This window comes from Dactylosporangium sp. McL0621, from assembly GCF_049995355.1.
GTDB lineage: Bacteria > Actinomycetota > Actinomycetes > Mycobacteriales > Micromonosporaceae > Dactylosporangium.
Genome location: NZ_CP188259.1, coordinates 6,390,206 through 6,415,073, shown reverse-complemented (window position 1 = coordinate 6,415,073; position 24,868 = coordinate 6,390,206). Strand labels below are relative to the sequence as shown.

General features: G+C 75.2%; 29 protein-coding genes. 20 read left to right on the top strand and 9 right to left on the bottom strand.

Features of this window, described 5'->3' with window-relative positions; genetic code table 11:
* The first annotated feature begins 6 nt into the window (after nucleotides 1-6).
* Nucleotides 7-411 (top strand): VOC family protein, encoded by a 405-nt coding sequence (locus ACPPVO_RS30360; RefSeq protein ID WP_426501953.1) that lies wholly within the window; start codon nucleotides 7-9, stop codon nucleotides 409-411.
* A 4-nt stretch (nucleotides 412-415) separates the two neighbouring features.
* Here ACPPVO_RS30360 and ACPPVO_RS30355 read toward each other — a convergent pair whose 3' ends face one another.
* Complete coding sequence (locus ACPPVO_RS30355) at nucleotides 416-814, bottom strand: VOC family protein (protein ID WP_426501952.1); 399 nt, start codon at nucleotides 812-814, stop codon at nucleotides 416-418.
* 75 nt (nucleotides 815-889) lie between these two features.
* On the opposite strand from ACPPVO_RS30355, the gene ACPPVO_RS30350 reads away from it, so the two are divergent.
* On the top strand, nucleotides 890-1,117 hold the full coding sequence (locus tag ACPPVO_RS30350; protein ID WP_426501951.1) for a hypothetical protein: 228 nt from the start codon (nucleotides 890-892) through the stop codon (nucleotides 1,115-1,117).
* 131 nt (nucleotides 1,118-1,248) lie between these two features.
* Nucleotides 1,249-1,509, top strand: coding sequence for a hypothetical protein (locus ACPPVO_RS30345; protein ID WP_426501950.1), 261 nt, complete (start codon nucleotides 1,249-1,251; stop codon nucleotides 1,507-1,509).
* A gap of 259 nt (nucleotides 1,510-1,768) precedes the next feature.
* On the opposite strand, the gene ACPPVO_RS30340 is transcribed toward ACPPVO_RS30345, so the two are convergent.
* Nucleotides 1,769-2,044, bottom strand: a complete 276-nt coding sequence (locus ACPPVO_RS30340) for a hypothetical protein (RefSeq protein WP_426501949.1) — start codon at nucleotides 2,042-2,044, stop codon at nucleotides 1,769-1,771.
* Between the two features lie 373 nt (nucleotides 2,045-2,417).
* Here ACPPVO_RS30340 and ACPPVO_RS30335 point away from each other — a divergent pair, with 373 nt between their 5' ends.
* The 3 genes from ACPPVO_RS30335 to ACPPVO_RS30325 are packed head-to-tail and all read left to right on the top strand — an operon-like array spanning nucleotide 2,418 to nucleotide 4,637.
* Complete coding sequence (locus ACPPVO_RS30335) at nucleotides 2,418-2,984, top strand: hypothetical protein (protein ID WP_426501948.1); 567 nt, start codon at nucleotides 2,418-2,420, stop codon at nucleotides 2,982-2,984.
* Between the two features lie 4 nt (nucleotides 2,985-2,988).
* On the top strand, nucleotides 2,989-3,999 hold the full coding sequence (locus ACPPVO_RS30330; RefSeq protein WP_426501947.1) for a sensor histidine kinase: 1,011 nt from the start codon (nucleotides 2,989-2,991) through the stop codon (nucleotides 3,997-3,999).
* Nucleotides 3,996-4,637, top strand: coding sequence for a response regulator (locus ACPPVO_RS30325; RefSeq protein WP_426501946.1), 642 nt, complete (start codon nucleotides 3,996-3,998; stop codon nucleotides 4,635-4,637). The genes ACPPVO_RS30330 and ACPPVO_RS30325 overlap by 4 nt, the downstream gene beginning before the upstream one ends.
* 63 nt (nucleotides 4,638-4,700) lie before the next feature.
* On the opposite strand, the gene ACPPVO_RS30320 is transcribed toward ACPPVO_RS30325, so the two are convergent.
* A complete protein-coding gene (locus ACPPVO_RS30320; RefSeq protein WP_426501945.1) occupies nucleotides 4,701-5,591 on the bottom strand; it encodes an alpha/beta fold hydrolase in 891 nt (296 codons plus the stop codon).
* A 150-nt stretch (nucleotides 5,592-5,741) separates the two neighbouring features.
* Between ACPPVO_RS30320 and ACPPVO_RS30315 the strand changes: the two genes are divergently transcribed.
* Nucleotides 5,742-6,083, top strand: a complete 342-nt coding sequence (locus tag ACPPVO_RS30315) for a LamG domain-containing protein (RefSeq protein ID WP_426501944.1) — start codon at nucleotides 5,742-5,744, stop codon at nucleotides 6,081-6,083.
* A gap of 7 nt (nucleotides 6,084-6,090) precedes the next feature.
* The gene (locus tag ACPPVO_RS30310; protein ID WP_426501943.1) at nucleotides 6,091-6,849 is read left to right on the top strand and encodes an arylamine N-acetyltransferase family protein; all 759 of its coding nucleotides are present in this window, start codon (nucleotides 6,091-6,093) and stop codon (nucleotides 6,847-6,849) included.
* On the opposite strand, the gene ACPPVO_RS30305 is transcribed toward ACPPVO_RS30310, so the two are convergent.
* Complete coding sequence (locus ACPPVO_RS30305; protein ID WP_426514726.1) at nucleotides 6,815-7,438, bottom strand: response regulator; 624 nt, start codon at nucleotides 7,436-7,438, stop codon at nucleotides 6,815-6,817. The two genes, ACPPVO_RS30310 and ACPPVO_RS30305, sit on opposite strands and share 35 nt — an antisense overlap.
* Nucleotides 7,439-7,497: 59 nt before the next feature.
* Complete coding sequence (locus tag ACPPVO_RS30300) at nucleotides 7,498-8,835, bottom strand: sensor histidine kinase (RefSeq protein WP_426501942.1); 1,338 nt, start codon at nucleotides 8,833-8,835, stop codon at nucleotides 7,498-7,500.
* 152 nt (nucleotides 8,836-8,987) lie between these two features.
* Here ACPPVO_RS30300 and ACPPVO_RS30295 point away from each other — a divergent pair, with 152 nt between their 5' ends.
* The 4 genes from ACPPVO_RS30295 (at nucleotide 8,988) to ACPPVO_RS30280 (ending at nucleotide 15,281) form a co-directional block, all read left to right on the top strand.
* The gene (locus ACPPVO_RS30295) at nucleotides 8,988-9,674 is read left to right on the top strand and encodes an ABC transporter ATP-binding protein (protein WP_426501941.1); all 687 of its coding nucleotides are present in this window, start codon (nucleotides 8,988-8,990) and stop codon (nucleotides 9,672-9,674) included.
* Complete coding sequence (locus ACPPVO_RS30290) at nucleotides 9,671-12,034, top strand: ABC transporter permease (protein WP_426501940.1); 2,364 nt, start codon at nucleotides 9,671-9,673, stop codon at nucleotides 12,032-12,034. Before ACPPVO_RS30295 ends, ACPPVO_RS30290 begins: the two co-directional genes overlap by 4 nt.
* A gap of 108 nt (nucleotides 12,035-12,142) precedes the next feature.
* A complete protein-coding gene (locus ACPPVO_RS30285; RefSeq protein WP_426501939.1) occupies nucleotides 12,143-12,799 on the top strand; it encodes a hypothetical protein in 657 nt (218 codons plus the stop codon).
* A 175-nt stretch (nucleotides 12,800-12,974) separates the two neighbouring features.
* A complete protein-coding gene (locus ACPPVO_RS30280; protein WP_426501938.1) occupies nucleotides 12,975-15,281 on the top strand; it encodes a DUF4132 domain-containing protein in 2,307 nt (768 codons plus the stop codon).
* Here the strand turns inward: ACPPVO_RS30280 and ACPPVO_RS30275 are convergent.
* Entirely contained in the window at nucleotides 15,263-16,627 is a 1,365-nt protein-coding gene (locus ACPPVO_RS30275; RefSeq protein WP_426501937.1) for a DHA2 family efflux MFS transporter permease subunit, read from the bottom strand. The two genes, ACPPVO_RS30280 and ACPPVO_RS30275, sit on opposite strands and share 19 nt — an antisense overlap.
* Entirely contained in the window at nucleotides 16,624-17,145 is a 522-nt protein-coding gene (locus ACPPVO_RS30270) for a PadR family transcriptional regulator (RefSeq protein ID WP_426501936.1), read from the bottom strand. Before ACPPVO_RS30270 ends, ACPPVO_RS30275 begins: the two co-directional genes overlap by 4 nt.
* Before the next feature lie 86 nt (nucleotides 17,146-17,231).
* On the opposite strand from ACPPVO_RS30270, the gene ACPPVO_RS30265 reads away from it, so the two are divergent.
* Together ACPPVO_RS30265 and ACPPVO_RS30260 are read left to right on the top strand one after the other, a co-directional pair.
* On the top strand, nucleotides 17,232-18,005 hold the full coding sequence (locus ACPPVO_RS30265; protein WP_426501935.1) for an ArsR/SmtB family transcription factor: 774 nt from the start codon (nucleotides 17,232-17,234) through the stop codon (nucleotides 18,003-18,005).
* Nucleotides 17,998-18,456 (top strand): hypothetical protein, encoded by a 459-nt coding sequence (locus tag ACPPVO_RS30260; RefSeq protein WP_426501934.1) that lies wholly within the window; start codon nucleotides 17,998-18,000, stop codon nucleotides 18,454-18,456. Before ACPPVO_RS30265 ends, ACPPVO_RS30260 begins: the two co-directional genes overlap by 8 nt.
* On the opposite strand, the gene ACPPVO_RS30255 is transcribed toward ACPPVO_RS30260, so the two are convergent.
* Nucleotides 18,451-19,479 carry a helix-turn-helix transcriptional regulator gene (locus ACPPVO_RS30255; protein WP_426501933.1) on the bottom strand — a complete coding sequence of 343 codons (1,029 nt, stop codon included), beginning with the start codon at nucleotides 19,477-19,479 and terminating at the stop codon, nucleotides 18,451-18,453. The two genes, ACPPVO_RS30260 and ACPPVO_RS30255, sit on opposite strands and share 6 nt — an antisense overlap.
* A 412-nt stretch (nucleotides 19,480-19,891) precedes the next feature.
* Between ACPPVO_RS30255 and ACPPVO_RS30250 the strand changes: the two genes are divergently transcribed.
* Together ACPPVO_RS30250 and ACPPVO_RS30245 are read left to right on the top strand one after the other, a co-directional pair.
* Nucleotides 19,892-20,212 carry a hypothetical protein gene (locus ACPPVO_RS30250; RefSeq protein ID WP_426501932.1) on the top strand — a complete coding sequence of 107 codons (321 nt, stop codon included), beginning with the start codon at nucleotides 19,892-19,894 and terminating at the stop codon, nucleotides 20,210-20,212.
* Between the two features lie 15 nt (nucleotides 20,213-20,227).
* A complete protein-coding gene (locus tag ACPPVO_RS30245; RefSeq protein WP_360389036.1) occupies nucleotides 20,228-20,809 on the top strand; it encodes a response regulator transcription factor in 582 nt (193 codons plus the stop codon).
* Nucleotides 20,810-20,811: 2 nt separating this feature from the next.
* Here ACPPVO_RS30245 and ACPPVO_RS30240 read toward each other — a convergent pair whose 3' ends face one another.
* Entirely contained in the window at nucleotides 20,812-21,030 is a 219-nt protein-coding gene (locus tag ACPPVO_RS30240) for a hypothetical protein (protein ID WP_360389038.1), read from the bottom strand.
* 20 nt (nucleotides 21,031-21,050) lie between these two features.
* Between ACPPVO_RS30240 and ACPPVO_RS30235 the strand changes: the two genes are divergently transcribed.
* The 4 genes from ACPPVO_RS30235 to ACPPVO_RS30220 are packed head-to-tail and all read left to right on the top strand — an operon-like array spanning nucleotide 21,051 to nucleotide 24,799.
* Nucleotides 21,051-22,604 (top strand): hypothetical protein, encoded by a 1,554-nt coding sequence (locus tag ACPPVO_RS30235; RefSeq protein ID WP_426501931.1) that lies wholly within the window; start codon nucleotides 21,051-21,053, stop codon nucleotides 22,602-22,604.
* Nucleotides 22,594-23,601 carry a hypothetical protein gene (locus ACPPVO_RS30230; protein WP_426501930.1) on the top strand — a complete coding sequence of 336 codons (1,008 nt, stop codon included), beginning with the start codon at nucleotides 22,594-22,596 and terminating at the stop codon, nucleotides 23,599-23,601. The genes ACPPVO_RS30235 and ACPPVO_RS30230 overlap by 11 nt, the downstream gene beginning before the upstream one ends.
* A gap of 31 nt (nucleotides 23,602-23,632) precedes the next feature.
* Nucleotides 23,633-23,995: a YybH family protein gene (locus ACPPVO_RS30225; protein ID WP_426501929.1), complete on the top strand. Its 363-nt coding sequence runs from the start codon at nucleotides 23,633-23,635 to the stop codon at nucleotides 23,993-23,995.
* A 3-nt stretch (nucleotides 23,996-23,998) separates the two neighbouring features.
* Nucleotides 23,999-24,799, top strand: a complete 801-nt coding sequence (locus tag ACPPVO_RS30220; RefSeq protein ID WP_426501928.1) for a hypothetical protein — start codon at nucleotides 23,999-24,001, stop codon at nucleotides 24,797-24,799.
* Nucleotides 24,800-24,868 lie beyond the last annotated feature (69 nt).

Genomic DNA, 24,868 nt, shown 5'->3' with positions numbered 1-24,868 from the left:
CCGGGCATGCGCATGTTGCACCTCGGCCTGCGGGTGACCGATCTGGAGCGCTCGATCGCCTTCTACACCGCGGTCGGCTTCGCCACGATCGGGAGCGTCCCCGGGACGGCCTTCGGAAGCCTGACCATGCTGCAACTGCCGGGCGACCCGTTCGTCAGCCTCGAGCTCGTCCACGACCCCGCGCGGCCCGTCCGCGACATCAGTGCCGTCAACCACCTCGTCATCCAGGTCGACGACCTGGGCGCGACGATCGCCGGCCTCGCGGGCCGGGGCGTGACGGCCGAGCCGCCGACGGACCCGGCGCCGGGCATGCGGCTCGCCTGGCTGACCGACCCCGACGGCTACCGCATCGAGCTCGTCCAGTGGCCGCCCGGCCACCCGGCGGGCATGACGGCGGCCGACCTCATCTAGGGCGTCAGGCGTCCGCCTCGAGCGCGAAGGTGTTGCCGTCCGGGTCCTGGAACCACGCGATCCGCCCGCCGCCGGCCCGGGCCGTGATGCCCTTGGCGTCGTGCTCGAACTGCTCGTAGCGGACCATCGCCACCCCGGCCGCGGCGAGCTCGTCGACGACGTGATCGAGGTCGTCGACGTACCAGGTGGCGAGCGTCGCCGCGGTCCGTCCGGCGGTGGCCGACTGGTAGACGTTGAGCGCCGGCCCGCCGCCGGAGGCGTAGACCCGGCTGCCGTCGGGGATGTGGGCGCTGGGGCCGGACTGCACGGGCTCGAGCCCGAGCCGGCCTTCGTAGAACGCGACCGCGCGCCGGATGTCGGACACGGCGATCGAGGTTCTGACGGGGTACGCGTTCAGCGGCATGCCACCAGTCTGCCGGTCGGCGGTTGCGTCCGGGAAAGACACTCAACGCGTGAAGAAGCCCGAGGTTCGCGCGGCGTGTCGGCCCGGGCCACCGGCGCCGTGATCGGCCTGGTCGGGCCGGGCGCGGTGTCGAGCCTGGCGTTGCCGGTGATCCACGTGAACGAGGTGGACGTGACCCCGGGCGGCTTCCGGCAGGACCACTTCACGGTCCGACTCGCTCACCTTCTACAACCCGGGCTCGACGCCCGTGACCGTGTGCCTCGGCCGGTCCGGGCGTTGTGCGGGCGGGCCGGGCGCCCCTGATGCTCCCGGGCTGGGCAACCGGGCGACGCGGTCGGGGTGGCCTGCCCGGCCGAGGGCAGGCACACGCTGACGGTCTTCGGGACCACCGCCTTCTCGGCCATCAGCGCGGCGGGCTGGCGGCCGTGGGCGTTATGTTCGTCCTGGCGGTGGTCACCAGTTGGGTGTTGCGCAGAGCGTCCGGGATGGCCTGGCGCGAAGTGCTGTGGCCGCGACGGGAGCCGCCGCCCTGGACGCAGCTGCCGCCCAGTATGACGTCGGTCGACGAGTTCGCCCGGGCCGGGCTGAGGATCCAGGCCGTCAAGATGCACCGCGAGCTGACCGGCATGGAGTTCAAGGCGAGCGTCGAAGCCGTGGACGCCATGATCGCCGAACCGACCGTCCACGAGCGGTAGTCGCCCCGCCAGCGGCGGGCTGTGTTGTCCCCGATGCGGTAGGGCATGGACCCCGTGGGCCACGGACTGGCGGCGACTCAAGACGCGCGCCGCCGGATGTCACATCAGCCGCGTAGCGGGCCCGCCGCGAGGTCACCGTCTGCCGAGTCATCCCAACCCTGCGGCCTACCTCGGCGTTGGGCAGCCCCGCCCAGCCGGCGCGGCAGATGAGCGGGCCGACGCCCGCAGACGAGCGCCATCACCAGCCGCGACCGTGCGCCTAGGGGATTGCGGCGAGTGATCCGAACATTGTCTTGAGGTAGCGGTCCTCGGAGATCGCGTCGCTGTAACCGACGTGGAGCGCGGCAACGTCACGTGTCTCAATGGATTCGGTGGTTTCGCCCAGCATCTCACGCAACTGATCGAGCTCGACCTCCAGTTCATTGTCGTCGAAGTCCTCGAGGTACTCCAGGATTTCAACGGCGGCGGAGAAGTCCTCGCCCGGCACTGCCTCGAGTTCCAGCCACGACTTGAGCCGCTTGAGGGCGCTGACCATGATGCCGTAGGTGACGTGCTTGCGGATCCGGTCCGGGACGTCGTAGATCCCGTAGAGGACGGCCTCGAGTTCACGCCCCTGCTCCCAATCGACCGCTTCGTTCTCGACTTCCTCCAGCGAAGTCGGACAAGCGGTGCAGGTCGAACGAGTCCAACTGGGTCACCTCTGAACGTGTGGCTGCCGCGCATCACGACCTGATCGGCACCGGTGGGCCTGGCGGTCCTTCGATTCTGCAGCCAAAGGATTGCCCCGCGCTACCGCGCGATGTGTCTGCCGACGGATGTGGAAGACACGATGGTGTGACGAGTGGCGGCGCGGTATTGGCCGGTCGGCACTGCCGGCGGCGCCGGCACCGGCCGTAGCGTCGCCGGGCATGTGGCTGCAACGATTCGGCGCCTGCTGTGGCGTCCTGCTCGGCCTGACCATCGCCGTGCCCGGCGCGGTCGAGGCCTTCACCGGTGAGACCGCCGCGACCGGGCTCGTCCTCGGGCTCGGCACGGCCCTGGCGGCCCCGGCCGCCACCGCGCTCTACCTGCACCAGCGCGAGAAGGCCGGGCGCTTCGGCGCGGCCGCGTACGCCGTGCACCTGCTCGGGCTCGGGCTGTTCACCGGGGTCGCGTTCGCGCTCAACGTCGTGCTCTTCTACCTCGATCCGGCCGCCGTGGCCGCGCTCAAGGCCGGGCCGACCGGGCCGGCGCTGCTCGGCTGCGCCGGGGTGTTCGTGCTCGGCACGCTGCTGTTCGGCGTGTCCCTGTTGCGGGCCGGGGTCTTCCCGCGGCTGCCCAGCGCCGGGTACGGGCTCGCGCTGACGCTCCTCGCGGCGCTCGCCCCGCTCGACGACACCCCGTGGACGAGTCTCGTGCACGTCGTCGCCGGGGCGTCCGTGACCTGGCTGTCGCTCGTCGCGCTCCCGGCGGCGCGCGCCGTGCAAGTAGCATGACGCCATGCCCATCCGCTGGGTGCCCTTCGTGCTGTGCGGGGCCGTGCTCGCCGCCGGCCTGGCCGCGCACCCGTCGGCCGGGTTCGTGGCCGGGGTGCTCGGCGTGGCCGTCGTCGAGGCGCTGGACCGGCGGCACTGGGGCTGGCTGCTCGCCCGCCTGGCGCTGCTCGCGCTCGTGGCGCCGTTCGACCCCGGCGGGCTCACCGCGGCGCTGTTCATCACCGTGCCGTTCGCCGCGTACTTCACGGTCGGCCGCCGCACCGCGATCGCGCTCGGGGCCGGTGGTGCGGCGGCGCTCGCGGCCGGGTACGCGCTGACCGGCCGTGGCGAGGTGTCCGACCTGGTGATGTACGCCGTCGGGCTGACGCTCGCCCTCACCGCCGCGGCCGTGGCGGTGGGGGAGATGGACGCCCGGGCCCAGCTCGAGCGGGCCGTGGCGGGGATCGCCGAGCTGTCCGCGGAGCGTGAGCGCAACCGGCTCGCCCGCGACATCCACGACAGCCTCGGGCACCACCTGACCGCGATCGCCGTGCAGCTGGAGAAGGCCGAGGCGTTCCGCGACCGCGACCCCGCCGCGGCCGGGCGGGCCGTCGCCGACGCGCGCTGGTCGGCGAAGGAGGCCCTGGCCGAGGTCCGCGACTCGGTCCGGGCGCTGCGCGACGCGCCCCCGTCGCTGCACGACCTCGCGCGGCACGCCCACGACGTCACCGTGGACGTCGCCGGCGACGAGGAGGCGCTCGCCCCGGCGGTCCGCCTCGCCGTCTACCGGGCGGCCCAGGAGGCCCTCACGAACGCCCGCCGGCACGGCAACGCCCGCGCCGTGTCCGTGGTCGCCGATTTCCGCGACGGTACCGCGCGACTCACGGTCACCGACGACGGCCGCGGACTGCCCGAGGTGCCCGGCACCGGCTTCGGCCTGCGGGGCATGCGCGAACGGGTGGAGCAGCTCGGCGGCACGCTCGCAGTCGACCAGGCCGAACCCGGCGTGCGCGTGAGCGTCACGATCCCGGCATGAACGGCAGCGTGAGCGACGCGGTGCGGGTCCTCGTCGTCGACGACCAGCAGCTCGTGCGCGACGGCATCGCCTCGCTGCTGAGCATCCAGCCCGGCATCGAGGTCGTCGGCACCGCCGCCGGCGGCGAGGAGGCCCTCGCGCGCGCGGCCGACCTGGCGCCCGACGTGGTCCTGATGGACGTGCGGATGCCGGGCCTCGACGGCGTGGAGGCGACCCGGGCCCTGCGCCGCGACCACCCGGCCTGCCGCGTCGTCATGCTCACCACGTTCGACGACGACCGGTACGTCGCGCTCGCGCTGCGGGCCGGCGCGGACGGCTACCTGCTCAAGGACCTCGGCGCGGCCGAGCTCGCCGGCGCCGTGCGCCTCGTCCACCGCGGCGTCGCCCAGCTCGACCCCGCCGTCGCCCGCCGCCTCGCCGCCGCCCGCCCGGCCGAGGACCCGGCCGAGCTGACCGGCCGCGAGCTGGAGATCCTGCGCCTGGTGGCCACGGGCGCCACGAACCGGGAGATCGCCGGGCGGATGTTCCTCAGCGAGGGCACGGTGAAGAACCACGTCTCGCGCATCCTGACCCGCCTCGGCCTGCGCGACCGGACCCAGGCGGCGGTGTACGCCCGGGACCGCGGCCTACTGCCCTAGGGGCTGTATCGAAGTGGATGGCCGGGCTGCGGCGGACTCAGACGCCGTCTGGAACCACGCCGGTCACACCCCGATACAACCCCGGTATCGGGGCGCGCCCGGCGCGGCCCCAGCCGACGCCTGAGCCTCGCCTCGCTCCGACCCCCGCTTCGATACAGCCTCTAGACCCCGCCGGAGCAGTTCCAGCCACGCGGCCGGCCGGTCGAGGTGGGCGTCGTGGCCCGCGTCGGGGATCACCGCGTAGCCGGCGTCCGGGCGCAGCTCGCGCATGCGCTCGTCCTGCGCCGCCGGGCACGTCCCGCGCGCGCCCCGCACCAGCAGCGTCGGCGCCGTGATCGAGCGCCACTCGTCCCAGCGCGCCGTGGCCGCGACCGGCTCGATCGCCGCCTGCATGACGTCGGCGTCGAACCGCGGCCGCAGGCCGTCCGCGGCCGCGTCGAGGTCCGCGGCCCACGCCCGGGCGGTGGCGGTACCGCCGAGGAAGGCCTCCGCCGCGTCCCGGTCCGCGAACGGCACCGGCCACGTGGCGAACCAGCGGCCCAGCCGCGCCGGATAGTCGTCGCCCGGCTCGGTGCCGCCGACGCCCGCCTCCAGCATCACGAGGCGGTCGACGAGGTGCGGGTACCACGCGGCCAGCAGCATCGCCGTGTGCCCGCCCATCGACTGCCCGGCCACCGCGACCGGCCCGCCGCCGAGGAGCTCCGCGACGACCGCGGCGGCGTCGGCCGCGAAGGCGCGTCGGGACAGGTCCGCGGGGCGGCGGGTGCTGCGGCCGTGGCCGCGCTGGTCGGGCACCACGACGCGGCAGCGGGGGAGCAGGGCCGCGGCGGTCGGCCGCAGCTCCTCGGCCGAGCCGGCCAGCCCGTGCAGCAGCAGGACCGGCGGGCCCCCGTCCGGGCCGCCGGCGAGACAGGACAGCGTGACGTCGTCCCGGCGCAGTTCGATGCGTTCCACCGAACAATGATCACTCGCCGCACAACCTGCTCAATGTCCGCACTTACGGACGTTTCGGGCAATTAGCATCATTCGCATATTCGAAACGAGCGGGGGACTCCATGCGCAGTCACGGTCCGGCTGCGCACGCAGTACCACTTCGGCAACATCGTGCAGCAGGGCCAGGCCACCGTCGATGGCGGGAACTTCAAGCTGCAGATCCCCAGCGGCGTGGTGCAGTGCGTGTTCCGCGGCGACCGCGGCTCGATCATCGTCTCCTCGCGCAGCCGCCTCAACGACGGCGGCTGGCACGTCGTGCGCTGCGAGCGCACCGGCGAGGGGCTCACGCTCGTCGTCGACGGGCGCACCGAGGCGCAGCGCTCGGGCCGCACCGGGTACATCGCCAACAGCTGGCCGCTGTCCGTCGGCGGCAAGACGAACTGCGACCAGGTCGACGTCGGCTGCGACTACTACGCGGGCGACCTGGACTACGTGGAACTCGACGCGCGTTGACCCACCTGTGGACGACTACCTGACGAGGATCGGCGCCGCCCGGCCGCCGCGGGCGGACCTGGCGGCGCTGCGCACGCTGCAGCGGGCGCACCTGGGCACCGTACCGTTCGAGAACCTGAGCATCGGGCTGGGCGAGACGGTCCGGCTCGACGACGAGGGCCTGCTCGACAAGATCGTGGGTCGCCGCCGGGGCGGCTTCTGCTACGAGGTCAACGGCGCGTTCGCGCTGTTGCTGCGCGACCTCGGCTACGAGGTGACGCTGCACTCGGCGCGGACCTGGAACGGCAAGCGGTACGGCTTCCCGTTCGACCACCTCCTGCTGCGCGTGCTGGTGGACGGCGTGCCGTGGCTGGTCGACGTCGGCTTCGGCCGCTTCGCGCACCACCCGCTGCGGCTGGACGACACCGGGCCGCAGGACGACCCCGGCGGCGTGTTCGGCGTCGCGCCGCACGGCGACGAGCTCGACGTCACCGGGCCGGACGGGCCCGAGTACCGCATCGACCCCCGCCCCTACGCGCTGAGCGACTTCGGGCCGACGTGCTGGTACCACCAGACGTCGCCGGAGTCGAGCTTCACCCGCTCGCTGACCTGCTCGCGGCTCACCGGCGACGGCGGCCGGCTGACGATCGCGAAGGACCGGCTGATCCGGACCGGCCCCGGCGGGCGCGAGGAGCGCACGCTCGCCGGGGCCGAGGCGCTGGAGGCGTACCGCACCGGCTTCGGCATCGTCCTCAGCCGGCTTCCGGCCCCGAAGTTCCCGGCGTGACGAGCCCGGTCTCGTAGGCGACCACGATCGCCTGGGCCCGGTCCCGCAGCCGCAGCTTGGACAGGATCCGGGCGACGTGCGTCTTCACCGTGGCGTCGGAGAGGTACAGGCTCCCGGCCAGCTCGGCGTTGCTCAGCCCGCGGGCCAGCAGGGTCAGCACCTCGACCTCGCGGGGCGTCAGCGTCGACAGGTCGCGGTGCAGGGTGGCGGTGCGGGCGTCGCGGGTCGCGTAGCGCTCGATGAGCCGGCGGGTGATCGCCGGGGCGAGCAGCGCGTCGCCGGCCCGCACCAGCCGCACGGCCGCGACGAGCTGCTCGGGGCTGACGTCCTTGAGCAGGAACCCGGAGGCCCCGGCCGACAGGGCCGCGTACACGTACCGGTCCAGGTCGAACGTGGTGAGGATGACGACCCGCGGCGCGGTGGCCGAGTCGACCTCGAGGATGCGGCGGGTCGCCTCGAGGCCGTCCATCTCCGGCATCCGCACGTCCATGAGCACCACGTCCGGCACCGTGCGCCGGACCGCCTCGACGGCCTCGGCGCCGTTGGCCGCCTCGGCCACGACGTCGATGCCGTCGGCGGTGAGGATCATCCGGAACCCGGTGCGCACGAGGGCCTGGTCGTCGGCGATGACGACCCGCAGCGGCGTGGTCAAGCGTTCTCCTCGGGCGGCAGGGGGATCTCGGCCACGAGGCGGAAACCGCCCGTCGGACGCGGGCCGGCGGTGAGCGTACCGCCGTAGACCGACACGCGTTCGCGCAGCCCGGCCAGGCCGCGCCCGCTGCCCCGGGCGCCCGGCACCGGCTCGCCCCCGGTGTCGGCGACGTCGATGTGCAGCACCCGGCCGTCGGCGGAGACCACGACGTCGACCCCGGCGCCCGCCGCGTGCTTGACGGCGTTCGTCAGGGCCTCCTGCACCACGCGGTAGGCGGCCAGCCCGATCCCGGGCGGCACGTCGGGGGCGGCGATGGCGAGGGTGACCGGCACCCCGGTCTCGCGCACCCGGGCGACGAGCGTCTCCACCTGGTCCAGGCCCGGCTGCGGGGCCAGGTCGGCGCCGTCGGCGTCGACGGTGAGCAGCCCGATCGCCTGCCGCAGCTCGGTCAGCGCGGCCCGGCCCCCGGCCTCGACCGCCAGCAGCGCCTCCTTGGCCTGGTCCGGCCGCGCGTCCATGACCTTGCGGGCGGCGCCGGCCTGCACGACCATCACGCTCACGTTGTGGGTGACGACGTCGTGCAGCTCGCGGGCGAGCCGGGCCCGCTCGCGGTCGACGGCCAGCTGGGTCGCGACCTCCTGCTCCCGCTCGGCGGTGCGGGCCCGCACCCGCCAGCTGTGGATGGCGTTCGCGGCCAGGCCGACCGAGGAGAACATCAGGAACAGCAGCAGGCCCTGCGGCAGGTCCGGCAGGTTGTCGCGCAGGTCGCTCACGGCGATCGCGGCCGCGACGACGACGCTGGCCAGGGCGAGGTTGCGGTACCGGGAGTACATCGGGGCGCTGTAGGCGGCGACCAGGGACGCGACGACGGTCCACGTCGGGTCGGCGTCCATGCGGTACACCCGGAACGCGCACACGGCGATGACGAGGAACGACGCCAGCGGGTAGCGGCGCCGGGTGGCCAGCGGCAGGGCGGTGAGCGCGGCGACGATGAGCAGCGGGCCGGCCGGCTCGTCCTCGTCCGGCAGGGGCACCATCAGCGGCCGGTCCGGGTCCGGCGGAATGAACTGCCGGCCGTCGTCCGGGGTGCCCGGCTCGGGCGCGAAGGGCGGCCCCACCGGCCGGTCGAACGGCCCGTAGACGACCATCGGCCCGTCCTGGCCCGAGTACTTGTGCTCGGCGGCGCCGTTGACCGCGCCGAGCGCGAGCAGGACCGCGAGGATGATGTCGGCGGTCCAGGCCCACGGGGTCAGCCGGTTCTGCCCGGGCGTCTCCACGCGGAGCCAGGCCACCAAGGCCCGCCATCCGCGGGCGGGCTGTTCCCGGAGTCTCACCCGCCCAGTCTCGCCGACGGCCGCCCGGGCGCGCGTCGGGACCCGTGCGTACATCGCAGGGATGACGCCGGCGGCCGTACGCCGTGCGGCCGAGCGCAAACCCGCACGGGGGCCGACGTGATCGTGCCCGTTTCGCCCATAGCGTCCGCGGCATGACCGAATCGGATGTGCTCATCGAGTTCGACGACGTGACCAAGCAGTACGAGGGCGCGACCGCGGCCCTGTCCGGCCTCAGCCTGCGGGTGCGGCGCGGGGAGGCCCTCGCGGTGCTGGGGCCCTCCGGCAGCGGCAAGTCGACGCTGCTCAACCTGATCGCGGGGCTGGACAAGCCGACGAGCGGCACGGTGAGCGTCGACGGGGTGCGGGTCGACCGGCTGTCGGAGGCGCAGTCGGCGCAGTACCGCCGCACCCGCATCGGCATGGTCTTCCAGTTCTTCAACCTGCTCGACGACCTCACCGTGCTCGACAACGTCCTGCTGCCGGCCCAGCTGTCCGGCACGCCCCGGGGCAAGGCGCTGCAGCGGGGGCAGGAGCTGCTGGAGTACCTCGGCGTCGCCCGCCACGCGAAGGCCTTCCCGGGCCGGCTCTCCGGCGGCGAGCGGCAGCGGGTCGCGGTCGCCCGGGCGCTGATGAACCGGCCGCCGCTGCTGCTGGCCGACGAGCCCACCGGCGCCCTGGACACGGCGTCCGGCCAGGAGGTGCGCCACCTGCTCACCGAGCTCAACCGCGACGGGCAGACCCTGCTGCTCGTCACCCACGACCTGGCGCTGGCCGAGGCCTGCGCGACCCGCACCATCTCGCTCGTCGACGGCCGGCTCGCCACGGGGGTGGCGGCATGAGCGCCGGGCTCGGTGGTGTGGTTCGCTCGGGCGTCGGCCGGCGCCGGGTGCAGACCGTCGTCATGACGCTGACGACGCTGCTGGCGGTGACCGCGTCCGTGCTCGCCGTCGGGCTGCTCGTCGCCTCCTCCGAGCCGTTCGGCCGCGCCTTCGACCGCCAACACGGCGCCCACCTCGCCGCCCAGTTCGACGCGGGCAAGGTGAGCGCCGGCCAGCTCGCCGCCACCGGGCAGGCGGCCGGCGTGACCGAGTCCGGCGGGCCGTACCCCACGGCCGACCTCGCGCCGGTCATCGTCTCCAGCAAGGCGGGTCTGCCGGAAGGCGCCGAGCTGCCCTCGACCACGGTCGTCGGGCGCCCCGACGCGGGCACCGGCCTCGACCGGCTCGAGCTGACCGCCGGCCGCTACGCCACCGCCAAGGACGAGATCGTCTGGTCCGGCGGCGACGCGCCGTTCGAGGTGGGCGACAAGCTGCGCTTCGACGGCGCGCCGGGCAAGCCGACGCTGACCGTCGTCGGCCTGGCCCGCTCGGTCGGCCGGACCGGCACGGCGTGGGCGCTGCCGGCGACCGTCACGGCGATGACGCCGGAGGGCAAGGGCGGCTTCCAGATGGTGTACCGCTTCAGCAAGGCCGCCACCGAGGCCGACCTCAACGCCGGCAAGGACGCGGTCGCGGCCACGGTGCCCGCCGGCGCGCTGCAGGGCAGCACCTCGTACCTGTCGGTGAAGAGCGACACCGAGCGTATCGCCGCCACCTTCGCCCCGTTCGTCATCGCGTTCGGGGTGCTCGGCCTGGTCATGTCGGTGCTCATCATCGGCATCGTGGTCAGCGGCGCGGTCGGCTCGGCCACCCGGCGCATCGGCATCCTCAAGGCCCTCGGCTACAGCCCGGCCCAGGTCGCCCGCGCCTACGTCATGCAGGCGCTGATCCCGGCCGTCATCGGGGCGATCCTCGGGGCCGGCCTGGGCAACCTCGCCGCCGTGCCGATCCTCAACGACGAGGGCGAGGCGTTCGGCACCGGCGTCAACGCGCTGGACTGGTGGGTGTCGATCGTCGTACCGCTCGCGGCCCTGGCCGCGGTCGCGCTCACCGCGTTCGTGCCGGCGCTGCGGGCCGGGCGGCTGCGCACCGTGGACGCCCTCGCCGTCGGGCGGACGCCGTCGCTGGGCCGCGGCCGGGCCGCCCGCCAGGTGCTGGGCCGCCTGTCGCTGCCCCGGTCGGTGAGCCTGGGCCTGGCCAACCCCTTCACCCGCCCCGGCCGCTCGGCGACGATCGCCGCCGCGGTGGCGCTGGGCGCGCTCGGCGTCACGTTCGGCCTGGGCCTGGCGATGTCCGTCGACGCGGTGCAGGCCGCGATGAACAAGCGCACCGCCGGCGACGTCGAGGCGGGCGTCGGGGGCCCGCGCGGGCCCGGCGAGCAGCATGACTCCGCCAAGCCGGACGAGGCCGCGGTCGAGGCGGTGATCAAGGCGCAGCCGGGCACCGACAAGTACTTCTCCATGCAGTACGGCGAGGTCACCGTGGCCGGGCTGACCGGCGTGAGCGAGGTGCTCGCGTTCGACGGCGACTCCTCCTGGGCCAGCTACGAGATGATCGAGGGCCGCTGGTTCTCGGCCCCCGGCGAGGCGGTCGTGCCCAGCGCGATGCTCGACGCGGCCGGGGTCAAGATCGGCGACACACTGACCGTGACCAGCAACGGCAGGTCGGCGAAGGTCACGATCGTCGGGGAGGCGCTCGACCTCAGCTCCGACGGCCGCCGGGTGATCACCGACGCGCGCTCGCTGGCCGGCCTGGAGCTCGACGGCGACCGCGGCGGCAAGCGGTTCGAGATCCTGCTCAAGGACGGCACGAACCTGCAGCAGTACACCGCGCAGCTCAACCAGGCCCTGGGCGACAAGGGCCACGCCGAGATCAACGTCGGCGAGATCAGCCAGACCGTCGTCGTCATCGACACCCTCGCCGGGACGCTCACCCTGATGCTCGTCGCTGTGGCCGGCCTCGGCGTGCTCAACACCGTCGTGCTCGACACCCGCGAGCGCGTGCACGAGCTGGGCGTGTTCAAGGCGCTCGGGATGGCGCCGCGGCAGACCGTGGCGATGGTCCTCACGTCCGTCGCGGGCCTCGGCCTCGTGGCCGGCCTCGTCGGCGTGCCGCTCGGGATCGCGCTGCACGACTGGGTCCTGCCGCAGATGGCCCACGCCGCCGGGACGCGCTTCCCGGCGCACATCATCGAGGTGTACTCCCTGAAGGTCCTCGTCCCGCTGGCGTTCGGCGGCCTCGTCATCGCCCTGGCCGGCGCCCTGCTGCCGGCGGGCTGGGCGGCCCGCACCAGCACCGCGCGGGCGCTGCGCACCGAGTAGACAACCGGTCTAGGGGCTGTGTCGAAGTGGGGGCCGGAGCGAGGCGACGCCTGAGTCCGCCGCAGCCCGGCCATCCACTTCGATACAGCCCCTAGTAGGTTGGCCGGCATGGAGTTGCAGCGCAGACGCCGCTCGTTCGGCCTTGCTCTCCTCGTCGCCGTGTTCGCCGTCGCTGCCCTGGTCTGCGCCTGGGGCAGCGACAACGGCGCCGGCCGGCTGATCCTGGCCGCCGGCGGCGTCTTCGGGCTGGTCGTGAGCGCGGTGATGGTCCGCGACGAGCTGCGCCCGTTCCGCTTCACCATCGGCCCGGACGGCGTCACCACCACCCGCGACGGCCTCGTGGCGTGGTCCGCGATCGAGCGCGTGGTCCTCGACGAGCCGGTCCCGCCCGCGATGTCCGGCCCGCACCTGATCCTGCAGCCCGGCGACCGGGTCGTGCTCAAGCTCCAGGACGTCAAGCAGTCCCAGGCCGAGATCGTGGCGGCCCTGCAGCGGCACGCCGGCGACCGCTTCGACAACCGCATCGCCCGCCGCGGCGACGACCCCGCGTTCCTCACGGTCCTGCGCGGCTACGATCCCGGCCGCATCGACAACCTGGTCCGCCGGGCCAAGGACGCGCTGCTGTCCGGGGACCCGGCCGAGCGCGCCGAGGTGCGGGCCGCCCTCGAGCACCCGGAGCTGCTGGTCGTCGTGCGCGGCTACGACCGGGCCCAGGTCGAGGCCTACCTGCACAAGCTGGCCGCCCGCCTCGGCCCCGACCGCTAGGGGCTGTATCGAAGTGGATGGCCGGGCTGCGGCGGACTCAGACGCCGCCGGGAACCACCCCGGTCACACCCCGATACAACCCCGGTATCGGGGCGCGCCCGGCGCGGCCCCAGCCGACGCCTGAGCCTCGCCTCGCTCCGACCCCCACTTCGATACGGCCCCTAGGGAGAAGACGTTGCCGGAGCCCACCGTCATGGCGTGGCTGGACGGGGAGCGGGAGGCGTGGTGGTCGCGGGCCGGGGCGCTCGAGCACGGGCTGGAGGAGCCCGACTGGGACCGGGCGGCGACCGGCGCCGACACGCTCAACAGCCTGACCCTGCCGCAGGTGTCCTGGCTCATCGCGAAGGGGCCCGACGCCTCGGCCCGGGCGCTGATCGCGGACCCGCCGCAGCTGCGCAGCCGGCAGCGGATCGACCTGGGCCGGGTCGCGGTCGCGCGGTTCGAGCTCGACGCGCTCGCCCTCGCCCTCAGCGAGGCCGGCGGCAGCGCGGACCGGCTCGGCGTGCTGGTGCTGCCGTTCCGGGGACCGGAGCCGGCCCCGCTGGTCGCGGGGTGGCTGCGGCACCTCGGCTCGGCGCGGCAGTGGGCCCGCCTGTGGCTGCAGCGGCACCCCGAGGCGGCGGCGTGGGCGCTGATCCCGGCCGCGGCCGGGCGCCCCGGACGGGCCCGGCAGCAGGCCGAGGACGCGCTGCGCCACCTGGCCGCGGCCGGGCACGCGCCGCTCGTGTTCAAGATCGCCGACGAGCTCGGGGCGGCCGCACCGGCCGCGGTCGCGGCGCTGCTGCCCGCCGGGGCCGCGGCGGCGCCGGGCGATGACCTGTTCGCGCTGCGGCCCGCCGGGGACCCGGCAACGCCGGGTGATGACCTGTTCGCGCTGCGGCCCGCCGGGGCCGCGGCGCTGCCGGGCGATGACCTGCTCGCGCTGCTCCCCCCGGGGTCCGCGCAGGCGCGGCGGCCGACCCGGGCCGGGAAGCCCCCGGCGTGGGCGCGCCCGGAGCGGCTGCCGGAGCTCCGCTCGGCCGCGGGCCCGCCGCTGCCGCCGGAGGAGGTCGCCCGGCTGGTCGACGCGCTGACCTGGTCGCGCCTGGCGGAGCCGCCGGAGCCGGCGCCCGGCGACCCGGACCCGCCCGGCCGCGCCGTGCCCCTGATCGTCGAGGGGTCGGCGGCCGCGCAGCCGCCGGTGGCGCCGGCCGGGCCGGAGCTGGAGCGGCTGATCGCGGGCTGCGACCCGGCCGGCGCGGCCGAGTTCGGGCGGGCGCTGCTGCGGGCGTGGCTCGAGGCCGGCCTGCCGGCGTCGGACGCGTGGGCGCTGCTGGCGCAGGCCCACCTCGGCGACGACGCGACGATGGACGAGCTGGCGCCGCTGGTGCGGTCGTGGCCCGGGCAGAGCCGGTACGTCCGCGCCATCGACGGGCACGCGGTGCTGGCCACGGTGGGCACCGACGTGGCGCTGCGGCACCTGCTCGCGATCGAGTCCGGCATGTCCGGCGGGTCGATGAACGAGCGGGCCGGGGTGTACCTCGAGCAGGCCGCCGCCCGGCGCGGCCTCAACCGGACCCAGCTGGCGGACCGGCTGGCGGTCACGCACGGGCTGGACACCGGGATCACGCTCGACTACGGGCGGCGCACATTCACCGTGGTCGCCGACGACCACCTCGCCCTCTTCGCCGTGGGCGCGGACGGTCGCCGGCTGGCCCGGCCGCCCAAGCCGGGCGTGAAGGACACCGATCCGGCCGCGTACCAGCGGTTCCTGCAGCTGCGCAAGGACGTGCGGGCGACCGCCGCGGCCCAGATGGCGCGCCTGGAACGGGAGATGCTCGAACGCCGGCTCCGGCCGGCCCGCGACGTCGCGGCCGTGCTGCTGCCGCACCCGATCCTGGGCCCGATCGGCCGGCGGCTGCTCTGGGGCGAGTACGGCCCGGGGCGGCGCCTGGTCCGGGCGCTGCGGATCGCCGAGGACGGCAGCTTCGCCGACCTCGACGACGCGACAGCGGTCGTCGGCGGGGGCGCGGACCTCGGCCTCGCGCACCCGGCGGAGCTCGGTGAGGACCGGGACGCCTGGGCCCACCTCTTCGCCGACTACGAGATCATGCAGCCGTTCCCGCAGCTCAACCGGCCGGCGGTGGCGCTGGGCGCGGCGGAGCGCGCGGCGACCAGCGTGCCCGGGCGCGGGCCGCTGGCGGCGGAGCGGGTCGCGGGGCTGCTGGCCGGGCGGTGGCGGGGCAACGGCTACGAGCACAAGACCTATCGGCACACCCAGCTGGCGCGCGGACTGCCCGGCGGGCTGACGCTGCTGGTCGAGCTCGACCCGGGGCTGCCGACGTCGGTCGCCGGCACGGCCGGCGAGCAGCGGATCGCCGAGATCTGGGTCGACGACGAGTGGTCGGACCACTGGCAGAGCGCGCGGCGCATCCCGCTGGGCGACTGCGACCCGGTGGCGCTGTCGGAGCGGCTGGTGGAGCTCTACGCGACCGACGGCTGAGCCGCGACCCGGCGGGGCAGGGGCAGCGCGAGCCCGGCCGCGGCCAGGGCGAGCACGGTGAGGATCAGGCCGATCTCGTGGAAGCCGGCGATCGGGCCGACGCTCGCCGCCCGCGCGGCGAGCAGCGAGCCGAGCACGCCGACGCCGATGGACCCGCCGAGGCGCTGGGCGATGTTGAACAGGGTGTTGCCGTCGGCCATCCGCTCGTCCGGCAGCGGCTCCAGCATCACCGACAGCAGCGGGGTGATGCCGAAGCCGATCGCGGCCGCGCGGCCGGACAGGATCAGCGCCGTCGCCCACAGGGGCGTGGCCGCGGTGATGAGCAGCAGGCCGGCGCTGGCCACGGCGAGCACGAGGAACCCGGCGCAGACCAGGGGGCGCACGCCGTAGCGCTCGGCCAGGCGCTGCCCGGCCGCGGTGCCGACGCCGGTGATGAGGCCCTGCGGGAGCAGCGCGACCCCGGTGGCCAGGGCGGTGTGGTGCTGGACGGACTCGGTGAAGACGGGCAGCAGGAAGACCGCGGCGAACGCGACCACCGAGGACAGCACGCTCAGGCCGAGGGCCAGGGCCGACCGGCGGTGGCGCAGCAGCGTGAGGTCGACCGCGGGCTGCTCGGCGCGGCGGGCCCACAGGACGTACAGCAGCAGGAGCAGGACCCCCGCGAACAGCGGCACGGCGGCGGGGGCGGCCGACCAGCCCGCCGAGGTGGCGCGGCCGGCGCCGTAGAGCGCGGCGACCAGGCCGGTCGCGAGCAGGGCCAGGCCGATCGGGTCGGGGCGGGCGCGGCCGTCGGCGGGCGGGGCGGCGTCGGCCGGGAGGCGGCGGACGCCCAGCAGGGCGATCACGCCGACGGGCAGGTTGACGAGGAAGATCCAGCGCCAGCCGCCGGCCGCGATGAGCAGGCCGCCGAGCGACGGGCCGATCGCGGGGGCCAGGAAGAACAGCAGCCCCGCCGCCAGCGGGATGCGGCGGGCGGCGCCCCGGCCGAGCAGGACGCTCATGGCCAGGGGGACCAGCGGGGCGCCGGTGAGGCCCTGCAGCGCCCGCGCCCCGACCAGCGCGGCGACGCCCGGCGCGGCCGCACACAGCCCGGACGCGGCGACGAAGCCGGCCATCGCCAGGGCGTAGACGCGCATGGTGCCGAAGCGGCGGGCCAGGTACGACGTGGCCGCGAGGCCGGCGGCGAGGGCCAGCAGGTAGCCGCTGACCACCCACTGCGTGCCGGCGAGGCCGGTGTGCAGCTCGGCGGCGATGTCGGGCACCGCCACGTTGACGATCGACGAGTCGACCATCGTGAGCAGCGGCCCGGCGAGCAGGCCGAGCTGCATCAGGCCGCTGAGCTTCACGGCTCCTCCACCATGGTCTCCAGGCGCGCGACCCAGGCCAGCTCCCGCTCGACGCGGTCGGCGAGCTCGGTCACCACGAGGCCGCCCCAGCGGTGGTTGCGCGGGCTGCGCCCGGTCTTCTCGGCGAGCTGCCGCATGTGCGCGGCCTGGTCCCGCAGCGCCGAGGCCCGGGCCGCGAGGACGCGGCGGCGCTCGTCCGGGGTCAGGTGCTCGAACTGCCCGAGCCGGGTGAGGAACTCCGGCTCGTCGCCGGCCTGCTCGGCGGGCAGGTCGGCGAGCATGTCGTGCAGCAGCTCGCGGCCGAGGTCGGTCAGCTCGTAGACGTGCCGCGGCGGCCGGCCCTCCTGCTGCTCGGCGGTCTTGACGACGGCGCCGGCCTCCTCGAAGCGGCGCAGCGCCGGGTAGAGCGTGTTGTTGTGCAGCGCGTACGCCGTCGTCGCGGACACGTTGCGCTTCAGCTCGTAGCCGTGCACGGGCCCGCGCTGCAGGTGGCTGAGGATCACGATGTCCAAGTACATGCCGTCCAGTTTGACATAGGTACAACTGGACGAGCAAGCGCGGCGGCGTTTGACAATTGGCAGGCAAACACCTGCATAATGGAGCCATGGAGCTCGTGTTCAAGGCGCTCGCCGACGAGACCCGGCGCTCGGTGCTCGACCGGCTCCGCGAGCGCAACGGGCAGACCCTCCGGGAGCTGTGCGAGCACCTCGACATGGCCCGCCAGTCGGCGACCCAGCACATCGACATCCTCGTGCGGGCCGGCCTCGTCACCGTCGTGCGGCGGGGGCGGGAGCGCCTGCACTTCCTGAATCCGGCGCCGATCCACGACATCGAGCAGCGCTGGATCTCCGGCTTCGACCAGCCCCGCCTGGCCGCGCTCAGCGCGATCCGGCGCCAGGCAGAACAGGAGTACGCCATGACGACCGTGCCCACGTACGTGTACGTCACCTACATCCACGCCACCGCCGAGCAGGTGTGGCGGGCCCTCACCGACGCCGACCTGACCGCGCGGTACTGGGGCCACGCCAACGTCTCCGACTGGCAGCCCGGCTCGCCGTGGGAGCACCGGCGCACCGACGGCTCCGGCACGGCCGACGTCGTCGGCACGGTGCTCGAGGCCGAGCCGCCGGCCCGGCTCGTCATCACCTTCGAGGACTCGCCGGAGGAGGACCGCAAGCCCTCGACCGTCACCTTCCTCGTCGAGCCGCACCAGGACATCGTCCGGCTCACCGTCACCCACGAGCGGCTGGCCAACCTCGACATGTACCGCGGCATCTCGCAGGGCTGGCCGGCGGTGCTGGCCAACCTCAAGTCGCTGCTGGAGACCGGCGAGGTGCTGCCGCAGGCGCCGTGGGAGATGGGCCACGCGCATGCCTGAGACCTTCGACCCGGCCCCGATGCGCAGCGCCTACGCCGCGCTGCTCGACGTCGTCCCGCGCCCCGGGCCGCCGCCGCCCGGCGAGTGGGGCGCCGGGCGGATCCTCGCCCACGTCAGCCTGGTCACCGCGGCGACCGTCGCGGCCGTGAACGCGGTGGGGTCGGGGGCGATCTCGACGTACGACAACCGCCTCGCCCAGGACGCGTGGACCCTCGACCGCATCGCCGGGCTCGCCGGCGGCCTCGACGGGCTGCGCGGGCGCATCCGCGCGCAGGGCGAGGCGCTGGGCCTGCTCGCGGCCGCGCTGAGCCCGGCCGAGCTGGCCACGCCGGTGCCGGCGCTGCTGCTGTCCAACGGGGCCTGCCTGGTCGACGCGCCGCTGACGGTCGCCGGCATCCTCGCCGGTCTCACGGACGTGGAGCTGCCGGGGCACGCGCAACAGCTGCTATAACCAGCCGCGCTGGGCCGCCTTCAGGCCGGCCTCGAAGCGGCTGCGGGCGCCCAGGCGCTCCATCAGCTCGGCCACCATGCGGCGGGCCGTGCGCGCCGAGACCCCCAGGGCCTTGGCCGTCGTCTCGTCGGTGAGACCCTCGCCGAGCATCCGCAGGAGCTGGCGCTGCTGCTCGTTCAGGCCGTGCGCGTCCGCCTCGGGGCCGGCCGCGAACGGCGCCGCCGCCGTCCAGGCCAGCTCGAACAGCGCGACCAGGGCGGCGATCACGCCCGCCCCGGCCAGCTGCACGGCCCCGCGGCGGGTGTCGCCCGGCTCCAGCGGCAGCAGCGCGACCTGCCGGTCCACCAGCACCATGCGGGTCGGCAGGGTCGGCGCGGTGCGCACCGCGCTGCCGGCGCTCACGAGCCAGCGGGCGTACTCGGTGGTCGGCGGGTCCTGGTGCGCGGACGACTCGTACATCGTGCGCAGCGTGACCCCGCGGCGCAGCGCCGCCTCGTCGAGCACGCGGCTGGCGGCGAGGCTGGCCCGGGACTGCCCGCCGCCGGGCATGAACGACAGGCACTCCGCACGGGCGTGGGCGGCCAGCCGCTCCAGGCGGGTCTGGACCTCGTCGAGGCCGTGGAGGTGCTCCACGCCGGGCCGGGACGAGTCCGGCCGGGCGCCGGCGTACTCGGCGACCACCCCCGCGATGGCCGCCTCACTCGCCGCGATCTCCGCCCGGCGCCGGGCCAGCTCGGCCCGGCGCCGGGCCAGTAACGCGGTCAGGCCGACGTCGGGGCTCACCGGCCGCAGTGCCCCCGGCTCCTCCCGCGACGGGCTCAGCAGGGTCAGCTCGAAGAGCCGGTCGAGCGCGTCGCGCACCTCCTGCTCCGACAGCACCAGATGCCGGCCGAGCTCGTCCACGCCCCACCCCGGGTTGGCCAGGATGGCCCGGTAGATCTGCTCCGCCCGCATGTCGAGCCCCAACGCCTCCAGCATGTCCCCCGCCGCCTCCCGCACCCGCCGCGCCCGCCCGCCCGGCATCGGCAAAGATAATGGCAGATGCTGTCCACTCGCATTCAATGCGCGCGATTCTGTGGCGGCATCGCCTGCCGACGATGGAAACCTGCGGGAATACGTTCTGCCGCAACGCTTCGTAGGTATGTACGGCCATCAATGTACGACAGGTTGGTTGTGTCCGGTTCCGGCCTTGGCCGGTTCAGTCCAGCGTCAATGTGTTCCAGCGGGATCCGCCGCCCTGGTAGACACCTCCTACCGCAGCGTGCACGGCCCCTCGGTCACCAGACCGGGCGGGTGCCGGCGCACGGACACGACCAAGACGGGGGAACGATGATGACCTTTTCGAGGACTGACTGGAAAGCGGTGTGGCGCGATGGCTGCCACGCGACGTCCGGGTTCGGTTGGGACTGACGAGACCGCGAGGGTGATGCGGCTCGTGGCCCTCACCCTGGTGGTTTCCGGTGTGCGGTCGTCGGGCGAACCGATCGGCGACTTCCTGGGTGACGTGTTCTGGTCGGTGGTGCGGCCCGGCGACGGGCTCGAGCACCTCTGCGTCAGGGCGGGCCCGGGCCGCATCGATCTCGGCTTCTACGTGCGCAGCCCGGCGGTCGAGGAGGCTCTGGCGACGGTGCGCGACCTGCTGCGGCGGGCCGTGGCGATGTCGCCGGTGCTCGGGCCCTGGACGGGCCAGCCGCCCGACGGGCTGCACGCGGTGGATCTGACCGGGATCGGCCCCTTTTCCAGCGAAGAATCCTGACGAAAGAGGTCCGTAGTGATCCGTGTCGGCATCGTCGACGACCATCCCATCATCCTGTTAGGCCTGCGCGGCGCCTTCGAGTCCGCCGGCGACATCGCCGTGGTGGCCGCGGCCACCGCCCCCGGGCACGTCGACCCGGCCGCGATGGACGTCCTCGTGCTGGACATGCACCTGACCGGCGACGGGCCCTGCGTGCCCGAGGTCGCCACCGCGGCCGCGCACTGCAAGGTCGTGCTGACCGCCGGCGACGAGCGCCGCTCGGACATCGCCCGGTGCATGGCCGCCGGCGCCCGGGCGTTCGTGCCCAAGAGCAGCCAGCCGCACCTCTTCGTCGAGGCCGTCCGGCTCGTCGCCGCCGGCGGGGCGCCGCCCGCGCCGCAGGTCGTGCAGCCCGGGCTCTCCCCGCGCGAGCAGACGGTGCTGGACAACGTCGCGGCCGGGCTGACCCACGAGCAGATCGCCCGGCGGCTCGGCATCAGCAAGCACACCGTGGACACGTACCTCAAGCGCATCCGGGCCAAGCTGAACCTGGGCAACAAGGCCGAGCTGACCCGGGCCGCGCTGGCCGCCCGCCCGCCCGCGGCGGTGGCGGTGTGAGCTCAGCGGTTGCGCGGATGGCGCTTCGCCGCCCGCTCGTTGCCGTGCCGGTAGTTGCCGGTCCAGCGGGCCATCGCCAGCTGGGCGTCGCCGGCGCCGACCTCGTCGAGGAACCGCGCCGCGCGGGCCCCGCGCAGCGTCGCGGCCACGCGCCCGTGGTGGGTGATCACGACGGTGCCGTCGGCACGGTGCTCGAACTCGAATCCGTGTGCGGCGCCCATCGACGCAGTGTAGGCCTCCGGTGACCGCGCGCGGCGGGTACGCCGACCTCTTCGCCCAGGACCGCACCGCGCCGCACTGGGCCTACGACTACGCGGCCCGCCTCGCCGCCCGCCACCCGCACGGCCACCGGATCCTGATCCAGACCAGCATGTCGCCGACCGGCCCGTTCCACATCGGCAACCTGCGCGACACGGTCTGCGCGCACCTCGTGCACCGGGCCCTGGTCCGCTCCGGCCGCCGCTCGGCGATCCTGCTCAGCTTCGACGACTTCGACCCGTTCCGCCCCCGGCAGGCCGCGGCCGACCCCGTCCTGGCCCGGTACGGCTCGCGCCCCCTCGCGGTGGCCCGGGAGCGCTCGACCGCGATCTGCCGGGCCTACCTGCGCGAGCTCAAGGACCTGGGCATCTGCCCGCCGGAGGCCGACGCCGACGGGCGCACCCCGGCCGGCTCGGCCTGGCTCACGCACTACCAGTGGGAGCGGTACACCGGCGGCGAGTACCGGCACATCCAGCGCCGCTACATCCGCCGCGCCGCCCGCCTGGCCGCGATCCTCGGCGTCTCCGGCCCCCGCAAGCTTTTCGCGGTGTACTGCCAGCAGTGCGGCCGCAACACCACCGTGCTGCACGAGCTGGACCCGGGCCGGGTCCGCTACGACTGCCGCTCGTGCGGCGCCTGCGTCACCACCGGCGCGATGGAGTGCGTCAAGCCCGCCTGGGCCGTGGACTGGACGCTGCGCGTCACCCACGAGCACATCGACTGCGAGCCCGCCGGCCAGGACCACTGCAGCGCGGGCAGCACGATGGACCGCACCCGCGCCGTGTACCACCGCTTCCTCGGCACCCGCCAGCCCGTCATCGTGCCCTACGGCCTCGTGCGCCAGTCCGGCCAGCGGCACAAGATCTCCGGCTCCCGGGCCGGCGGCCTGCTGCCCCGGGACCTGCTGCGCGCCCTGCCCCCGGTGCTGATCCTGTGGCTGTACGCCCGGCCGAACTGCCGCTCCGACATGCGGGTCGGCCTCGACCGGGCCGCGCTGCTGGCCGCCTACGACGGCTGGGACCGGTTCGTGGCCGGCCTGCCCGCCTCGGTGCGCGGCCGGGCGCTGTGGGCGCTGCTCACCGACGACCCGCCGCCGAGCGGCCCGCCGCTGCCGCGGATGCGCACGGTGCTGGGCCGGCTCCACACCGCCTGCTACGACGCCGAGTCGGTGACCTGCGAGCTGGCCGCCGGCCGGGACCGGGCCGCGGTCGCCGAGCGCGTCGGGCACGCGCTGGCGTGGCTCTCCGGGCCGGGCCGCGGCACGAGCTGGCTGCTGCGTGCCGACCCGGACCCACCCGGCGCGGATCCCCTGCGCGACAACGGCCTCGGCGGGAACTGGGACCGGGCCCGGCACGCGGCTCTGCTCCGGGCGCTGTTCGCCGTGCCCGACGGCCCGCCCCTGCGCCGCCTCCTCGCCCAGTTCGGCGCGGACGCGCTCGTCGCCGCGGTGGGCGAGCACGCCCGCACCGGCCGCCGCCCGCTGCGGGACCTGGCGCTCGCGCGCCTCGACGAGGCCGGGGCGCGGCGTGCGGGCTGAGCTGTTCGACCCGCGCACCGAGGCGGTGCCGGCCGAGTGGGACAAGTTCCTGCGCGACGAGGGCGCCCCGGCCGCCTGGGACGCCGGCGCCCTGGCCGCGGTCGCCTGGACGTCGCTGCGCACGGTGCTGCTCGGCGTGGTCGCCGACCGCGGCCAGGCGGTCGCGCTGTTCTGCGGCGACTTCGGCTCGCCGCGGCGCCGCAAGCCGGTCTACAGCCCGGTCGGCGGCCCGGCCCGGCCCGGCGTGTACTTCTCCCGCATCCTCATGGGCTTCGACGAGGGCTTCCTCTTCGCGACGCACCTGGACCACGCCGGGCGGGTCGCGGCCCGCCGCGCGTTCGAGCGGGCGCTGAAGGCGCGCCTGGGCCGCCGCTGCCTCGGCGTCGTGTACCAGAACGTGTCGGCCGCGGCCCTGCCGGTGATGCGCACCGCCGCCCGCCTGTGCCGGCCCGTGTCGCCGAACACGGTCCTGGTCAACCGGTGGCAGAGCATGGAGGAGTACTTCGCCGGCCTGCCGCGGGACCGGCGCCGGCGGCTGCGGCGCACCTACGCCGACGCCGACGCCGACCCCGGCCTGCGGGTGGGCGCGGGGGTGCCGGCCGTCGACCCGGTCGAGGCGGCCCGGCTGGAGCAGCTGACCCGGCTCAAGCACCTGTCGCCGGGCGAGGTTCTGGTCCCGCTGCCGTCGCTGTACTTCGAGCGCCTCAACCACCGCGACGGCGTGCGCTACTTCGTGCACACCGACCCGGCCACCGGCGCGCTGCTGTCCTTCGACCTGTCGTTCGAGCACGCCGCCGGCCTCGTCACCACCGTCACCGGCTCGGCCGCGGGCGCGGCGACGGGCCGCGGCCTGTACTGGGACCTGTACCTGCGCGAGATCGAGTACGCGATCGAGCGGGGCGTGCCGCGGCTGGAGTTCGGCAAGGGGCTCGTCGGGCTCAAGGCCCGTTTCGGCTGCGTCACCGTGCCGCAGTACGCGGTCGCGGCGCCGCTGTAGCCAACCACCGACCACCCGAGAGGAACCGGGCATGGATCTCGACGACGCCACCGCGGCGCACCTGGCCGCGGTGCGCGGCCGCGACCTCGCCGCCTACCTGGACACGGTGCACGACGACGTGACCGTGGTACTGCCCAACGGCCGGCTGCTACGGGGGCGGGAGGACGTGGCCGCGTTCCACCGCGACTGGTTCGCCGACCCGGACTGGCGCATGGAGACCGAGGTCGTCAGCACCGCCGAGGCCGGCGACACCGGGGCCGTGGTGCTGCGCGTCGGCTACCACGACGTCGACGCCGCGGGCGTCGCGTACGAGAAGGCGTACCTGCTGAGCCTGGTCTTCGCCCGCACCGGCGGCCGCTGGCGGCTGCTGCACGACCAGAACACCTTCTGCTGAGCCGTGGCCGCGACCCGCTACTCCGCCCCCGGGCACGCCGCCGCCTACGCCGCGGCCGCCGCCCGCGCCCACGCCGAGGTGCCCTACTACCGCGAGCGCGACGCCCGGGCCGGCGCGCCGGACACCGCCGCCCCGCTGCCCGCGGACCGCCTCGCCCGCCACTACCACGAGCTGTTCCCGCTCGCGGCGCCCTGGCGCGGGGAGTCCGACCCGCCGGCGTGGCTGCCGGACGGCGCCGACCTGGCCGCCGCGCTCGCCCTGACCGGCCGGCACCGGCCCGGCACGCCCGTGTTCGAGCTGCGCCCGGCGCTGCTCGACCTGCGGCTGCCGCGCGGCTCGTACCGGGTGCTGCTCACCGCGGCGGCCGACGTCGACCCGACCGCGCCCGACCCGCGCCCGCCGCAGCGGGCGGCGTTCGCGGCGACCCGCCCGGCGACGCTGCTCGGCCCGCCGGACGACCTGGCCCGCCTGGCCGGCGCGGTGGACACGGCGGGCGCGCTGGTCCTGCCGGTGCTGCCGCTCGCGGCCGCGCGGGCGGACCCGGGCCGGCCCGCGCTGCTGTACGACGAGCACCTGGGCTGGGCCGGGGCCTGGTCCGCCGAGTGCGGGCGGGCCCACCTGAGCTGGCGGGCGCTGTTCGCCGGCGGCACGCCCGAGGGGCTGCTCCTGACCCGGCTGCACCGGCGGCGCCCGACGCTCGTCGACGTCCGCCCGGACGGCACAGCGGGCCTCGGCGTGGCCGCGTGCCCGCGCCACGGCACGCCCGTCGTGGGCCCGGCGGGGCAGTGCCCCCCGAACACGTGACATGTTCCCGGGCCCCGGGACTGCCAAGGTGCGTACGGAAGCAAAGCGCAGACGCGCCGGAGAGGAACG